Source organism: Phenylobacterium sp. (assembly GCF_020402505.1).
GTDB lineage: Bacteria > Pseudomonadota > Alphaproteobacteria > Caulobacterales > Caulobacteraceae > Phenylobacterium.
Genome location: NZ_JADBZL010000077.1, coordinates 14,599 through 29,467 on the forward strand (window position 1 = coordinate 14,599; position 14,869 = coordinate 29,467).

The window sequence follows — 14,869 nt, forward strand, 5'->3', positions numbered from 1 at the left end:
GGGTCCGGGGGCGGTCTCAAGCCTGGGCGTAGGCCCCGGGTCGGCGGCGGGTCAGGGCGAGAGCGAAGCCGAGGGTCAGACAGATGGCCAGCATGGACGAGCCCCCGTAGGAGATGAACGGGAGGGTCATGCCCTTGGTCGGAATGAGGTTGAGATTGACCGCGATGTTGATCAGGACCTGCTCGCCGACCAGGACGAAGAGCCCCGCCGCCGCCACCTGCTGGAAGGGATCCGACAGCTTCAGCGCTCTGTAGAGCCCGCGGATCACCAGGAAGGCGAAGAGGGTGATCAGGGCGAGGGAGAAGATCAGCCCGTACTCCTCCGCCGCCACAGAATAGATGAAGTCGGTGTGGAGGTCCGGGACGTGACGCTTCATGACGCCCTCACCCGGGCCCCGTCCCAGCAGACCCCCGGCGGCGATGGCCTCCGCGGCCCGGTCCACCTGGTGGGTGTCGGCAGCCTCCGGGTTGATGAAGCGATCCACGCGGCTCGCCACGTGCGGGAAGAGGAAGTAGGTCGAGGCCAGGCCGGAAATCGACAGGACCCCCAGCCCCATGACCCAGGAGATGGGCACCCCCGCCATCCAGAAGGCGGCCCCGAAGGCGATGGAGATGAGGATGGTCTGTCCCACATCCGGCTGGATCAGCAGGAGGGCGACGGAAATCCCGAACAGCACGAAGGCGATGGTGACCCCTGGAACGCCCTGGCCCTTTTGCGCCTCGGCGAACATCCAGGCGACCAGCACGATCAGGGCGGGCTTCATGAACTCGGACGGCTGCAGGGTGAAGCCGCCGAGTTCGAGCCAGCGTGTGGCGCCCTTGGCGCTGTGCCCGATGAAGGGCAGGGCCGCCATGATCAGGATGGCGGCGAGATAGACGAAAAAGGCGGCGCGGCGGACCCCTCGGTCGTCGAGAAGAGACGCCCCGAGGAGAACGGCGGCGCCCGCAGCGGCGAAGACGCACTGTCGCAGGGCGAAGTAGAAGGGATCCCCCAGATCCATCCGCGCCGCCGCCGCCGGGCTGGCCGCGAAAGACATCAGGACTCCCAGAACCAGCAGCGCCGCCACGGCGCCAAGGAGCCAACGGTCCATGGTCCACCACCAGACGCCGAACGGGGACCGGTCCGAGCGGGCGAAGGCCTGGTGCGCCGGGTTCTGGCTCATGCAGTCAGGCCCCCGCCGCCACGGTATCGGCCAGCGCAACGACTGCGCTCCGGAAGGCCTCGCCCCGCGCCTCGAAGTCTTCGAACTGGTCGAAGGAGGCGCAGGCTGGAGAGAGGAGGACGACCCCGCCCTGCCCTGAGGCCTGAGCATCGGCGAAGGCCTGGGCGACGGCGGCCCGCAGATCGAGGCATTTGACGTGGGGCGCCCGTCCTTCGAGGGTTTTGGCGAACTCACCTGCGGCCTCGCCGATCAGGTAGGCGCGCTCGATCCGTGGAAACAGGTCCGAAAGGGCGTCGATCCCCCCATCCTTGGCCCGGCCGCCGGCGATCCAGTACACCTTCGGATAGCTGGACAGGGCCTGGCGGGCGGCGTCGCTGTTGGTGGCCTTGGAGTCGTTGACGAACCGGACGCCGCGGATGTGACCCACCGTCTCCATCCGGTGCGCCAGGCCCGGAAAGCTGAGCAGGCCTTCGGCAATCTCGGGCGCCGGCGCGCCCAGGCCCCGGACGGCGGCGTAGGCGGCGGCGGCGTTCTGCCAGTTGTGGCGCCCGGGAAGGGAGCGGGCCCGGTTGAGGTCGGCCACCTGGACGGCGCGGTCGCCGGTGGCGTCATAGAGCACCCCCTGCAAGGCGTAGACCCCCCGGCCGATGGCCTTGGAGGCGGACACAGGGACGATTGTCCGGCGGTTCGAGGCCGTGACCTCCGTGCACAGTCTCTGTCCCCAGGGGTCATCGACGCCGATCACGGCGGTGTCGCCGTGGTCCTGGTTCATCAGGATGCGGCGTTTGGCGGCGACATACCCCTCCATCCCCCCATGCCGGTCGAGATGGTCCGGAGAGATGTTCAGAAGGATCGCCACGTCCGGCTTGAGGCTGGAGGTCAGGTCCAGCTGGTAGGACGACAGCTCCAGGACATAGACCGCCCCGCCGTGCATGTCCGGCAGATCGAGGACGCCGACCCCGATATTGCCGCCGACCCGGGTGTCCCGCCCTGCGTGGGCGCAGAGGTGTCCGACCAGGGCGGTGGTGGTGGACTTGCCGTTGGTGCCGGTGATGGCGACGATGCGTGGCCGCTTGTGCGCAGGCGCCAGGTTCACCGTGCGTGCGAAGAGTTCGATATCGCCGAGAATCTCGACGCCGGCCTGCCGCGCCTTCCGGACCGTCCAGTGGGGCTCGGGATGGGTGAGGGGAACGCCCGGCGAGAGCATGAGAGCGTCAAACCGCGACCATTCGGCGACCGAGAGGTCCACGATCTCCAGCCCCTCAGCCTGGGCGGCGGCCAGGCCCTGAGCCCTTTCGTCCCAGACGGCGACCTCCGCGCCCCCGGCGACAAGGGCGCGCGCGGCCGCGAGTCCGGTCCGGGCGAGCCCGAAGACGGCGACCGTCTTGCCTTCGAAGCCGCGGACCGGGATCAAGCGCTCTCCCCTATCTCAGCTTCAGGGTGGCGAGGCCCAGGATGGCCAGCATCACCGAGATGATCCAGAAGCGGATGACGATGGTCGATTCCGACCAGCCGAGCTTCTCGAAATGGTGGTGGATGGGCGCCATCAGGAAGATCCGCTTCCCGGTGCGCTTGAAGTAGGCGACCTGGATCATCACCGAGAGGGTTTCGGCGACGAACAAGCCCCCAATGATGGCCAGGACGATCTCGTGCTTGGTGGCGACGGCGGTGGCGCCCAGGGCGCCGCCCAGGGCCAGAGAGCCGGTGTCGCCCATGAAGATCCGTGCCGGCGGGGCGTTGTACCAGAGAAAGCCCAGTCCGGCCCCGATCACCGCCCCGCAGAAGACGGCCACCTCGCCCACGCCAGGGACCACATGCACTTGCAGATAGGTGGCGAAAACGGCGTTGCCGACCAGGTAGGCGATCAGGCCGAAGGCTGCGGCCGCGATCATCACCGGCACCGTCGCCAGGCCGTCGAGGCCGTCGGTGAAGTTCACCGCATTGGCCGCGCCGACGATCACGAAGGCGCCGAAGACCAGGTAGAACCAGCCGAGGTTGATCAGGACGTCCTTGAACACGGGCACGGCGACGCTGGTGTAGAGGCCGGCGTCGTGCGCGCCGTGCCGACCCCAGAGCACCATCATCAGGACCGCGGCGCCCGCCAGGAGGGCCTCGACCACCAGGCGCAGGCGCCCGGAAACCCCCGCCGAGCTCTGGCGGGTGACCTTGGCGTAGTCGTCCAGGAAGCCCAGTAGGCCGAAGCCGGCTGTCACCAGCAGAACGGCCCAGACATAGACATTCGAGAGGTCGCACCAGAGCAGAGCCCCGGTGAACAGGCCGGCCAGGATCATCACCCCGCCCATGGTCGGCGTACCCGCCTTCTCGATCACGTGGCGCTCGATGCCGTCACTGCGGATCGGCTGGCCTTTGCCCTGCCGGGCTTGCATCCATCGGATGAACCTCGACCCCATCAGGACCACGACGAGCTGGGCCGTGAAGAGCGCCATCCCGGTCCGGAAGGTGAGGTATTTCATGAGGTTGAGCAGGGGGGCGTGAACCCCCGCCGCCATCGCCTGTTCGTACAGCCAGTACAGCATCAGCCCGCCCCCCCGGTCCGGGAGCCCAGCGCGCGAAGCGCCTGGGCGACCTGCCCCGCCCGCGACCCGTTGGACCCCTTGACCATGACCAGATCCCCAGGCTCCACCGCCCCGGCGATCATCGGCGCCAACTCCGACGCCTCAAGGGCGTAGCCGCCGCGCCGAGTCGAAGGAAGAGCGTCCCAGAGGGATTTCATCAGAGGTCCGGCGCAGAAGACCCGGTCGATCCCGGCATCGGCGATCGGACGGGTCAGGTCTGCGTGGAACCGAGGGGCCTCGTCGCCGAGCTCCAGCATGTCGGTCAGGGCCAGGAGCCGGCGCCCCTCGGCCTTGCGGGCGCCAAGGGAGGCGATGGTCGCCGCCATGGAAAGCGGGTTGGCGTTGTAGCTCTCGTCGATGAGGGTGAAGACGCCGCCGCCCGGCAGATGGACCTGGCTCTCCGCCCCGCGCCCGGGCAGGGCGGCGAAGGCGGACAGGGCCTCCACGCCGTCCTCACGCGAGACATCCAGGGCGTCGAGGAGAAGGAGGACGCACATGGCGTTGAGACCCCAGTGCGCGCCGGTCTGCGGCATGGTGAAATCCAGCGGCCGACCGTCGATCTCGGCCCGGATCACGCCGCGACCGGCGTCCACGCCAAAGTCCACGAGGCGGGCGTCGGACCCTTCCGTCTTCCCGAAGCTGCGGATGGCCAGCCCCCGGGCCCGGGCCCGGGCGGCAAGACAGCCGAACCAACGGTTATCGGCGTTGAGGACGGCGACGGCGCCGGGCGCCGCCCCGTCGAAGATCTCGGCCTTGGCCCGCGCCACGCCGGACTCTCCATCGGGGAAATTCTCCACATGCACCGGCCCGACGGTGGTGATGGCTGTGGCGTGGGGGCGGACCATGCCGGACAGGGGGGTGATCTCGTCGGCATGGTTCATGCCGATCTCGAAGACGGCCCGTTCTGTGTTCTCGGGCATCCGCGCCAGGGTCAGCGGGACGCCGATATGGTTGTTGTAGCTCTTGACCGAGGCGTGGGAACGGCCGGCCAGGGCCAGACCGGCCGCAACCGCCTGGGTGACGCTGGTCTTGCCCACAGAGCCGGTGACCGCGCCCCGGCGGGCATCCACCGCCCGCTCCCGCGCGGCCAGAGCCAGGGCTTGCAGGGCCAGGAAGGTGTCTGCGACCCGGATGTGGGGCGCCTCGACCGGTCGCGAGACCAGCACGCCGGCGGCGCCGGCGGCCATGGCCTGTTCCACGAAGTCATGGCCGTCGCGCACACCGCCCAGGGCGACGAAGAGGTCTCCCGGCTCCAGCGTCCGGGTATCGATGGAGAGCCCGCGCACCTGAAAGGCGCGGGAGACCCTGCCGTGCGTCGCCCGGGCGATGGCTGCAGCCGTCCAGAGGGAGCGGCGGGTCATGACCGGCCCTCCAGGGCGGCGCGGGTCTCGGCCACATCGTCGAAGGGGTGCACGACCCCGGCGATGGTCTGGCCCTGCTCGTGGCCCTTGCCGGCCACGACCAGAATGTCGCCCTCCCGCAATTCCGAGACCGCGCTGCGGATCGCTTCCCGACGGTCGCCGATATCCCGAAGACCGGCGCCCCCGGCCCTCACCTCCGCCCGGATGGCGGCGGGATCCTCGCTGCGGGGATTGTCGTCGGTCACAATGGTCAGGTCCGCCAGTCGCGCGGCCAGCTCGCCCATGAGGGGGCGCTTGGTCCGGTCCCGGTCGCCGCCCGCCCCGAACACCAGGATCAGCCGCCCGGATGCATGGGGCCGCAGGGCCGTAAGCACCGTTTCCAGGCCATCCGGCGTGTGGGCGTAATCCACGTAGGCCTCTCCGCCCCGAGGGCCGGAACCCACATGCTGGAGACGTCCCGGCGCGCCCTTCAGTTGCTCCAGGGCGGCGAAGATCTCCTCGGGAGTCTCCCCGATCGCGAGACCAAGACCGGCGGCGGCGAGGGCGTTCATGGCCTGGAAGGCGCCGGCCAGGGGCAGGTCGACACGCCAGGTCCGACCGGCGTGTTCCAGGGTCAGCACCTGGCCGCCCGGCCTCGGCGCCCGCCCGGCAAGCTTCAGGTCCCGTCCCGCCTCGCCGAAGGTGATGAGGTCGGCCCCAGCGAGGGTCGCGGCGGCGGCGAAGGCCGGAAAGGCGGGCGAGTCCGCATTCAGGACCGCCGGAGCGCCCCGGGGCAACAAAGTGTCGAACAGGCGCAGTTTGGCGGCCTGATAACTGGCCATGTCGCCGTGGTAGTCGAGGTGATCCTGGGTCAGGTTCAGGAAGGCGGCCGCAGACAGGCGCACGCCGTCCAGCCGCCTCTGGTCGATGCCATGGGACGAGGCCTCCAGCGCCAGGTCCGTCACCCCCCGGTCCGCAAGGTCGGCGAGCTGAGCGGCGACATCACCAGCATCCGGCGTCGTCAGGCCGGGTGGCGTCAGGGCCAGGTCCTCCCGGCCAGGACCGGAGACCAGGAGCCCCAGGGTGCCCATGCTGGCGGACAGTCGGCCCGACGCCGCCGCGATCTGCCGGCGGAAACCGGCGACCGAGGTCTTGCCGTTGGTCCCGGTGACGGCCACAACCACCTCCGGCTGCCGGCCGTGAAAGGCGGAAGCGGCCAGGGCGTAGGCCCGACGGGGATCCGCGCTGACGATGACCGGGACCCCAAGGCCCGGTAAGTCCCGGCTGCAGAGCACCGCGGCGGCGCCGGCGGCTACGGCCTGGGGCGCGAAGTCGGCGCCATCGCGGGCCACCCCCGGAAGGGCCGCAAAGAGAACGCCCGGCCCGACCCGCCGGCTGTCCGCGGTCACGCCGGTGATTTCCGGGTCGACCGGCAGGTCCCTGTGAAGGAGCTGGGACAGACGCACGGGGCTCAGCGCTCTTGCAGGGCGGCGAGTTCGGCGGTCGCCGGAACCGGCTGAGCGGCCACCTGTTCGAACCGTCGGCTGACCCCAAGGAAGGGGGCGACGCGGTCGATGACCTTGCCCGCCGCGGGCGCCGCCGTCAGGCCCCCTGTGCGGCCGCCGGACTCGGCGTCGGCGACCGGCTCGTCGATCAGAACCAGCACGAGATAACGATCATCGCTGAGGGCGCCATCCGTGGGGAAGACGCCGGCAAAGGAGGCGAGCACCTTGTCCCGGACATACCGGCCGTCGATGACCTTTTCGGCGGACCCGGTCTTGCCGCCGACCCTCAGACCTGCAGCGTTGGCGCGGCGGCCGGAGCCTTCCAGCACGTTCCGACGCATCAGGCCGAGCATCAGGCGGGAGGTCTCCTCGCTGATGACGCGGCGTCCCTCCGGGCGGGCGCCCGGCCGCATGGGCTGCAGGGTCAGTGGCAGGTAACGACCGCCGTTCAGGACCGAGCCCACGCCCGCCGCCAGGGCGACCGGGGAAACCGAGATGGCGTGACCGAAGGACGCCGAGGCCACGGTGTTGGGATTCCACTCCCGGGGCAGGATGGGGCGGGCGGACCCGGTCAGCTCGATCGGGGCGGCGTGGAACAGACCGAAGGCCTGGAAGTAACGGGTCATGGTCGACCCGCCGACCTGAAGAGCGATCTGACTGGCGCCGATGTTGGAGGACTTCAGGAAGATGTCCGTCGCCGTCATGTCATGATCGACGGCATGAAGGTCGCGGATCACCCGTGACCCGATGGCCATGCCCTTTGTCGTATGGAACAGGGTCTCGGGTGTGATCTGGTGGGTGTCCAGGCCGACCGCCAGCGTGAAGACCTTGAAGGTTGATCCCATCTCGTAGACCGACGCCACCGCCTGGTTCCGCAGCTGGTCGGGCGCGAACTCACCGGCGTGATTGGGATCGAAGGTCGGCCAGGACGACATGGCCAGGATTTCCCCGGTCTGCACGTTGGTGATGAGGCCCACCGCGCCCTTGGCCTGAAGTCGCTTGGCGGCGGCGTTCAGCTCGTCGTCCAGGGCGGCCTGGACGCGCATGTCGATGGAAAGGGGGGTGGGCTGGCGATCACCGGCGCCCGCGCGAATGCGGTCATTGAGAGCGCCCTCGGCCCCCGCCAGCCCCTCGCCGCCGGTGTCAGAGAAGCCGATCAGGTGAGCGCCGGCGCCGCCAAGGGGATAGACCCGGCGAGGCTCCTGCTCGAAGACAACCCCGGGAAGACCAAGTTCGTGGACCCGGTCGCGTTCCCGGGGCGAAAGCGGTCCCGCCAGGAAGGTCCGGCGCGACCCTGCAAGAGCCCTGTCAAGCCGGCTGACCGACAGGTCGGGCAGAGCCCTGAGCAGTCCGGCGCGGGTTTCCGCCCGGTCCCAGACGTCCCGGGGGTCGAGATAGAGGGTGTAGAAGGGAAGATCCGCGGCCAGGAGGGCCCCGCGACGGTCCACCAGGGGCGCCCGGCCCGGGCCCGAACCGCCGCGGGCGACCGATGCGACGTCAAAGCCCGGGAAGAGGGCGAGGCGTGTCGCCCCTACGGCGAGGTAGACGAAGCTGGCGACGAAGAGGGCGAGTACGACGAAGATGCGGATGCGGGCGTCGTTCTCAGCCCGACCGGAAGTGCGCGCCTTCTCGAAGGCGCGCTCGAGACTCCAAAGCCGCTCCTTGATCCAGCGCCAGCCGGGGGCGGGAAGACCTGGATGCGTCAGGCTCACGGCTTCGGCTCCCGGGCGGCGGAATCGGCCGTGTTCTCCTCGAGCACCGTGGAGGTCTCGGCCTCAGCAGCAGTGGGGACGTTCGGCGCAGCGACGACCACCAGCTGGGGGACGACCGTGGCGGGCGACTGCAGGGCGTCCGCCAGGCCCTTGGGCGTGATCTCGCGGGCTGAAGCCACCGGAGCGAGACCGGCATAGGTGCGGGCGATGGCGGCCAGGCGCTCGGGACGCTCCAGATGGGCGACCTCGGCCTCCAGGAGGACAATGCGGTCCTGCTCCTCAGCGATCTGGCGCTCCGCAGCTGCGATCCGGCCGCGCTCGCCTCCCGCCATGGTCTTGGCGAGGTAGACGCCCAGGATCAGCGCCAGGAGGAAGAGGAACAGGCCCACGTCGAGGCTGCGGAACCCGAGGACACGACGCTCGAGGAGGGTCATGCCGCCGCCCTCCAGAGGGGGGCCGCCGTCCGCTCCGCGGCCCGCAGGCGGGCCGACCGGGCGCGCGGGTTGGTCGCAGTCTCCGACTCCGTAGGGGGCGTGGAGCGTACGGACAGAAGGGAGAAGCTCGGATCAGCCCCGCGCGGCGCTTCCGGCGTGTGGCGGGAGCCGCCCGGGGTGCGCCCGGAGCGCTCTGCAAGGAAGGCCTTGACGATCCGGTCCTCAAGGGAATGGAAGGTCACCACCGCCAGCCGGCCTCCGGGCCGAAGGACCCGCTCGGCGGCGACGAGGCCCGCCTCCAGCTCGGCCAGCTCATCATTGACGGCGATCCTGAGCGCCTGGAAGGCGCGCGTGGCGGGGTGGACGCGGGCGCCCCGGCGCCCACCGAGAGCCCGCTCGATGACCTCCGCAAGGTCGGTCGTGCGGGTGAAGGGCGTAGCCTCGCGTCGACGCACAATGGCCGAGGCGATCCGGCGGGACTGTCGCTCCTCGCCATAAACCCAGAAAATGCGCGCCAGCTCTGCGGGCGCCTCCGTGTTGACCAGGTCCGCCGCCGTGGGCCCTGCACCGCTCATACGCATGTCGAGCGGCCCCTCCCGAAGGAAGGAGAAGCCGCGCTCCGCCTCGTCCAGCTGCATGGAGGAAACCCCGAGGTCGAGGGCGACCCCGTCGGCGGCGGCCTCGCCCAGAACCTCGGCCATGGTCGAGAAGGGCGCGATGACCAGACGGAAGTCGGGGCCGAGATCCTTGGCGTAGCGGGCGGCGGAGGGATCCCGGTCGAAGGCGGTGACCCGGGCGCCTGCGGCGAGGAAGGCCCGGGCATATCCGCCCGCCCCGAAGGTTCCGTCGACCACGTGCCGCCCCGGCGCCGGAGCAATGGCGGAAACCACCTCGTTCAGCAGTACGGAGAGGTGCGGCGCGCTCATCCTGGCAGGCCCGAACGCTGGGCCCGTTGCGCAGCGCGAAGTTGGGCCAGCCCTCCTCGCGCCAGCTCCCTTTGGGAAGCTCGATGCGCCTGGAAGGCCTCGCGCTCCCAGATCTGGAAACGGTCGCCAAGCCCCACCACCACCACCCAGTCGCTCAGGCCGAAGGCGTCGCAAAGGGTCTCGGGAAGGGTGATCCGGCCCGCCGTATCGAAGCTCAACCGCGCCATCCCGCCCAGGACGGAGGTTTCCAGGGCCGAGCGCAGCGGATCGCCAAAGTCCAGTTCCTCGATCACGCCGAGATAGCGATCGAACAGGGTCTGTCCGCCCCCCTCGATGCAGTCGGCCTCTATGGAGGGAAAGCAGACCACCCCATCGAAAGGACCGGACACGGCGGCGCGGAACTCCTGCGGCACGACGATGCGCCGCTTGGCGTCCAGCTGTTTTTCGAACGTCGAGATGAACATCCCGCAGCGTCCCGCCCTGCAGCCCTTCAGGCCGCGCCCCTGCCGATCCCGGAACGACGCCGGCCGCAACGGAAGCCGCGGGGATGGGAGCCTGTCCAGGTTTGAAATGGGCTATCATGGGATTGAATGGGAAACAATGACTCTGACTGCCAATAGCAAGTATTCTCAGTCGATTTTCATTCAAATATGGTTAATTTCCACCGCCTCTCCACAGCTCATACAGAGAACTCCGCCCCGGAAGCCGCGGGAGGACGGGACATCTGTTGATAATCGAGATTTCGGACAGAGACGGAAACCAGACGGCCTGTAAGCCGGGTTCTGTGCCGCCCGCCGGAGCGGGCGCGGCGATCATTCCTCTGGACCGCCCATTGCTGAACGGTTCTCGCGACCTACCCGGACCCCTGGGCCTGCGACAGCCCTGCCGGATCGCTCCGGCGCGGGGTCCCTATTCGGTCTTGCTCCTGGCGGGGCTTGCCGTGCCGTCCCCATTGCTGGGTCCGCGGTGCGCTCTTACCGCACCCTTTCACCCTTGCCCCGGCCGCGACCGGGGCGGTCTGCTTTCTGTGGCGCTATCCCTGGGGTCGCCCCCGGCGGGCGTTACCCGCCGCCATGTCGTAGTGGAGCCCGGACTTTCCTCCCCCGTCCCGAGGGACGGGAGCGACCGCCCGGCCGTCTGGTTCCGTGCGCAGAAATGGCCCTCCGGGGCGGCGTCGTCAATCCGCAAGTCGGGCGAAGACCAGTTGGTCCCAGGCCTGGCCCTTCCAGAAGCCCCGGCGGGCGAGGACGCCCTCCTGGCGGAAACCCATCCGCCGGAGCAGGGCGCAGGACCGGGTATTCCCCGCCGTGACCATGGCCTCCAGCCGCAGAAGCTCCCAGTCCTTGAAGCCTCTGGCGAGGATCGCCGGCAGGATGGCGCTCATCACCCCCCTGCCCCACTGGTCGCGCGCGAGGTCATAGGCGATCTCGCCCCAGCGCCCCCGGCTGCGCTCGATCCGGTTGAAGCCCACCGTGCCGATGAGGCGCGGCGCCCCCGCCCGCCGCACGCCCCACCGGACGCCGACGCCCTGCGCCGCCTGAGCCTGCGCCCAGTCGATGATGTCGAGGGCCTCGAACTCCGTCTGCAGGGGCTCGATGTCCATGAAGGCGCAGACCTCCGGATCGGAGAACAGGTCCAGGAGACCGGGGGCGTCCGACTCTTCAAGGGCGCGCAGTTCGAAGCCATGCACCTGCGGCGGATCGGTGATCATGCCGCGGACAATCGCAGGAGGGCGATCAGCCTCGCCCGGGTCAGGCCGTCGGCCACGCCGTCGAAGCGGCTCTGGACCCAGTGCCGCTGGAAGGCGGCGACCACCTCGCGGGTGGCGGCGTCGAAGGTCCCGCTGGGCGCACAATCGTAGCCCAGCCGGGTCAACCCTGCCTGGAAGGCGAAGACAGCGGCCCCCTCGGCCCCCTCGGACAGCGACAGCCCCGGGGCCGGCGGCGGCTCTACCCAAAGGCCGTGTCCGGCTTCCGCCAGCCGCTTCCAGGGAAACCGCTCGCCCGGATCCTGCTTGCGGGCCGGCGCCACGTCGGAGTGCCCGACGATGTCGCCGTCGGCGATGGTCCAGCGGGTGCGGATGTCGCCGAGCAGGGTGATCACAGCGGCGATCTGTGGCTCCGGGAAATCCCGATAGCCGAACTCATGGCCCGGATTGACAATCTCGACGCCGATGGAGCGGCTGTTGATGTCCCGCTCCCCCTTCCAGGACGCGACGCCCGCGTGCCAGGCCCGGCGCGCCTCGTCCACCAGCCGGAAGACGCGGCCGTCCTCCTCGACCAGGTAATGGGCGCTCACCCGGCCGCCGGGTGTGGGATCGCACAGCCGGGCGAGGGCCGCCTCACCCGTCGTCATGCCCGTGTAATGCAGGACGATCATGTCCGGCGGGGCCGTCCGGGCGTCGAAGTTCGGCGACGGGGCGTCGATGAAGTCCATGGACCGGAGGCTAGCCCTGTCCGCGCCCGAAGACGAGGGCCAGGCGCGCCAGCTGGTTGAACCGGAAGGCAGTGACCAGGACGCCGATCAAGGCGAGCACGGCGCCAAGCGCCATCCTCAGATCGACGACGTCGCCGGTGATCACCACGCCCAGGGCGATGGTGAAGATCGGCGTCATCAGGGTCAGCGGCGAGACCAGGGACGCCTCATAGCGCTGTATCAGGGTGTAGTAGAGGGTGTGGGCCAGCACCGAGACCACGAGGCCCGAGAACAGGACCGCGGCCCCCAGGGCCCAGGGGTTGGCCAGCGCCACCGTCGCATGCCCCGTCTCGAAGGAAAGGGTGTAGGCAAGGGTCGGGATCACAGAGCTTAGGCCCACCCAGGCCTGGAACTGCAGGGGCTTCACCCCCTCGATCTGTTTCATCAGGACCGCCCCGAAGGAACCGATCACAGCCGAAGCGACCACGAAGAGGAGGCCCGCAGACATGTGCAGACCGTCGGGATTCCACATGACCAGGACCACCCCTGCCAGGGTCATGGCCGTGCCGGTGATCCGGCGGGCGTCGAGCCTCTCGCCCAGCAGAAACCAGGACAGCACCGCGGTGACCGGCACGCCCATCTGGCTGACAATGGCCACCGCCGAGGGACTGGCGGTCTTCAAGGCGAAGAAGACGAGGGCGAAAGTCCCGGACCCCATGCAAAGGCCGACCAGGATCATCCGCCAGAGCGGCCGTGGAGCGTTGCGCAGCCAGGGCCAGACCACCGCCAGCACCACGGCGAAGCGCAGGGCGGCGTAGAACATGGGCGGCGCCTGGAGGTTGGCGATGACCAGCTTTGAGACGATCGTGTTGGCCGCCCAGATCAGGCAGACCAGCGTCATCAGGCCAAAGTCGCGCGGGGTCATGCCGGGGCTTTCGCCCGCTTTGCGGCGCAGGGCAACGCCTTTCCGCCCCCGCCTGGCGACTTGTCAGCCGCCGGCCGCCGGGCGAGGCTGGGCCAAACGGAGGCGCAGATGAGCGGACCCTTTCTCGGACCGGACGTGAAGGACCTGGGCGCGGCCTGGATCGACCCCTCGGCCCGTCTGTTCGGCGAGGTCGAGATCCACCCCGGCGCCTCGGTCTGGTGCAATGTGGTGGTGCGGGCCGAGAGCGACCGGGTGGTGATCGGCCCGCGGGCCAACATCCAGGACTTCGTGATGATCCACGTCGGCGCCGGAACCGGGACCTTCGTCGGGGCCGACTGCTCGATCACCCATCACGTGACCCTGCACGGCTGCGACATCGGCGAGGCCTGCCTGATCGGCATCGGCGCCACCATCATGGACGGATGCCGGATCGGGGCCGGCTCCATCGTCGCGGGCGGCGCCTTCCTGAAAGAGGGGACGGTGATCCCGCCCTGCTCCATCGTCATGGGATCGCCGGGCGCGGTCACCCGCACCCGGGACAACACCCTGGCGAACCGGCTGAACGCCTTCCTCTACCGGCGGAATGCGGAAGCCTACGCGACCGGGGACTATCGTCTCTGGTCCACCGAGGGCTTCCGCGCCGAAATGGCCGCCGAGCGCGCGCGCCTGGCGGCCGAGCTTCAGGCCGCCGCGCCGAGCGACAGGGCCTCGTAACGGGCGAGGTGATGGTCTGTGGAGCCGAAAAGGCCCTCGATCATCGTCGCGCGCTTGAAGTAGTGGCCGATGGCCATTTCGTCGGTCATGCCCATGCCGCCGTGCAGCTGGATGGCGTTCTGGCCGACGAACTTGCAGGCCTTGCCGATCTGCACCTTGGCGGCCGAGGCGGCCTTGGCCCGCTCGGCGTCACTGTCGGACAGGCGGATGGTGGCCATGTAGGTCATCGAGATCGACTGCTCGAGCTGGATGAACATATCGACCATCCGGTGCTGGAGCACCTGGAAGGACGAGATCGGCACGCCGAACTGCTTGCGCTGCTTGGTGTACTCCACCGTGCCTTCCTGAAGCCGGCGAAGGACGCCGCAGGCCTCGGCGCAGGTGGCGGCGATGGCCTCGTCGACCACCTTCTCGACCAGGGGCAGGGCCTCGCCCTCACCGCCGATGCGAGCCTCGGCGCCCAGGGCGACGTTCTCGAAATAGACCTCCGAGGCGCGGAAGCCGTCGACGGTGGGATAGTCGCGGGTGGTCACGCCCTTGGCCGACTTCGGCACGATGAAGACGGAGATGCCGCCAGCGTCGCGCTGGCCGCCGCCGGTGCGGGCGGTGACCACCAGATGGGTGGCGTAGGGGGCGCCGACCACCACGGCCTTGTGGCCGTTCAGGACGTAGCCCGCGCCGTCCTTGCGGGCGGTCGTCTTCAGGTCGCGGAGGTTGTAGCGGCCCTGGGGCTCGGCATAGGCGAAGGCGAAGATGGCCTTGCCCGCGATGATCTGGCCGATCAGCTCATCCGCGCCGGCCGGGGCGCCGTGCTTCAGGAAGCCGCCGCCGATGACCACCGTGCCGAGATAGGGCTCGACCACGAGGGCTTTGCCCAGCTCTTCCATGACCACCATGTTCTCGGTGTAGCCGCCGCCCAGGCCGCCGAGGGCCTCGGGGAAGGCCGCGCCGAGGATCCCCAGCTCGTCGGCGAAGGCGCTCCAGACGTCCGGCCGCCAGTAGGGCTCGCGCCCCAGGGCCGCCCGGCGCTGGTCGAAGCCATAGTTGTCGGCCAGATAGCTCGCGACCGTGTCGCGCAGCATCGACTGTTCTTCTGTGAAGCTGAAATCCATGTGTGTCCCGCCCGGGGCCGCAGCCCCTCCTGAGTGTCCCTAGGGGTC

General features: G+C 69.6%; 14 protein-coding genes and 1 other RNA gene. 1 reads left to right on the forward strand and 14 read right to left on the reverse strand.

Annotated features, from left to right (window positions below):
• Window positions 1-16: 16 nt before the first annotated feature.
• The 13 genes from ftsW to IM632_RS06085 form a co-directional block, all read right to left on the reverse strand.
• Entirely contained in the window at window positions 17-1,162 is a 1,146-nt protein-coding gene (gene ftsW / locus IM632_RS06025) for a putative lipid II flippase FtsW (RefSeq protein ID WP_296483646.1), read from the reverse strand.
• 4 nt (window positions 1,163-1,166) lie between these two features.
• Window positions 1,167-2,576: a UDP-N-acetylmuramoyl-L-alanine--D-glutamate ligase gene (gene murD, locus IM632_RS06030; RefSeq protein WP_296483649.1), complete on the reverse strand. Its 1,410-nt coding sequence runs from the start codon at window positions 2,574-2,576 to the stop codon at window positions 1,167-1,169.
• Window positions 2,577-2,586: 10 nt separating this feature from the next.
• Complete coding sequence (mraY, locus tag IM632_RS06035; protein WP_293515916.1) at window positions 2,587-3,699, reverse strand: phospho-N-acetylmuramoyl-pentapeptide-transferase; 1,113 nt, start codon at window positions 3,697-3,699, stop codon at window positions 2,587-2,589.
• Complete coding sequence (gene murF / locus IM632_RS06040) at window positions 3,699-5,099, reverse strand: UDP-N-acetylmuramoyl-tripeptide--D-alanyl-D-alanine ligase (protein WP_296483651.1); 1,401 nt, start codon at window positions 5,097-5,099, stop codon at window positions 3,699-3,701. The genes mraY and murF overlap by 1 nt, the downstream gene beginning before the upstream one ends.
• Entirely contained in the window at window positions 5,096-6,553 is a 1,458-nt protein-coding gene (locus tag IM632_RS06045) for a UDP-N-acetylmuramoyl-L-alanyl-D-glutamate--2,6-diaminopimelate ligase (protein ID WP_296552125.1), read from the reverse strand. Before IM632_RS06045 ends, murF begins: the two co-directional genes overlap by 4 nt.
• The gene (locus IM632_RS06050) at window positions 6,550-8,295 is read right to left on the reverse strand and encodes a penicillin-binding protein 2 (RefSeq protein ID WP_296483654.1); all 1,746 of its coding nucleotides are present in this window, start codon (window positions 8,293-8,295) and stop codon (window positions 6,550-6,552) included. The genes IM632_RS06045 and IM632_RS06050 overlap by 4 nt, the downstream gene beginning before the upstream one ends.
• Complete coding sequence (locus IM632_RS06055) at window positions 8,292-8,729, reverse strand: cell division protein (RefSeq protein WP_296483657.1); 438 nt, start codon at window positions 8,727-8,729, stop codon at window positions 8,292-8,294. Before IM632_RS06055 ends, IM632_RS06050 begins: the two co-directional genes overlap by 4 nt.
• Window positions 8,726-9,655 carry a 16S rRNA (cytosine(1402)-N(4))-methyltransferase RsmH gene (gene rsmH / locus IM632_RS06060; protein ID WP_296483660.1) on the reverse strand — a complete coding sequence of 310 codons (930 nt, stop codon included), beginning with the start codon at window positions 9,653-9,655 and terminating at the stop codon, window positions 8,726-8,728. The genes IM632_RS06055 and rsmH overlap by 4 nt, the downstream gene beginning before the upstream one ends.
• Window positions 9,652-10,119 (reverse strand): division/cell wall cluster transcriptional repressor MraZ, encoded by a 468-nt coding sequence (locus IM632_RS06065; RefSeq protein WP_296483663.1) that lies wholly within the window; start codon window positions 10,117-10,119, stop codon window positions 9,652-9,654. Before IM632_RS06065 ends, rsmH begins: the two co-directional genes overlap by 4 nt.
• A 291-nt stretch (window positions 10,120-10,410) precedes the next feature.
• Window positions 10,411-10,796, reverse strand: an RNA gene (gene rnpB, locus IM632_RS06070) — RNase P RNA component class A.
• A 36-nt stretch (window positions 10,797-10,832) separates the two neighbouring features.
• Window positions 10,833-11,366, reverse strand: coding sequence for a GNAT family protein (locus IM632_RS06075; RefSeq protein WP_296483665.1), 534 nt, complete (start codon window positions 11,364-11,366; stop codon window positions 10,833-10,835).
• A complete protein-coding gene (locus IM632_RS06080) occupies window positions 11,363-12,091 on the reverse strand; it encodes an N-acetylmuramoyl-L-alanine amidase (protein ID WP_296483669.1) in 729 nt (242 codons plus the stop codon). The genes IM632_RS06075 and IM632_RS06080 overlap by 4 nt, the downstream gene beginning before the upstream one ends.
• 10 nt (window positions 12,092-12,101) lie before the next feature.
• Complete coding sequence (locus IM632_RS06085; protein WP_293515908.1) at window positions 12,102-12,995, reverse strand: EamA family transporter; 894 nt, start codon at window positions 12,993-12,995, stop codon at window positions 12,102-12,104.
• Between the two features lie 108 nt (window positions 12,996-13,103).
• On the opposite strand from IM632_RS06085, the gene IM632_RS06090 reads away from it, so the two are divergent.
• Window positions 13,104-13,709: a gamma carbonic anhydrase family protein gene (locus tag IM632_RS06090; protein WP_296483673.1), complete on the forward strand. Its 606-nt coding sequence runs from the start codon at window positions 13,104-13,106 to the stop codon at window positions 13,707-13,709.
• On the opposite strand, the gene IM632_RS06095 is transcribed toward IM632_RS06090, so the two are convergent.
• Window positions 13,676-14,821 (reverse strand): acyl-CoA dehydrogenase family protein, encoded by a 1,146-nt coding sequence (locus tag IM632_RS06095; protein WP_296483676.1) that lies wholly within the window; start codon window positions 14,819-14,821, stop codon window positions 13,676-13,678. The genes IM632_RS06090 and IM632_RS06095 overlap by 34 nt on opposite strands.
• Window positions 14,822-14,869: the final 48 nt, after the last annotated feature.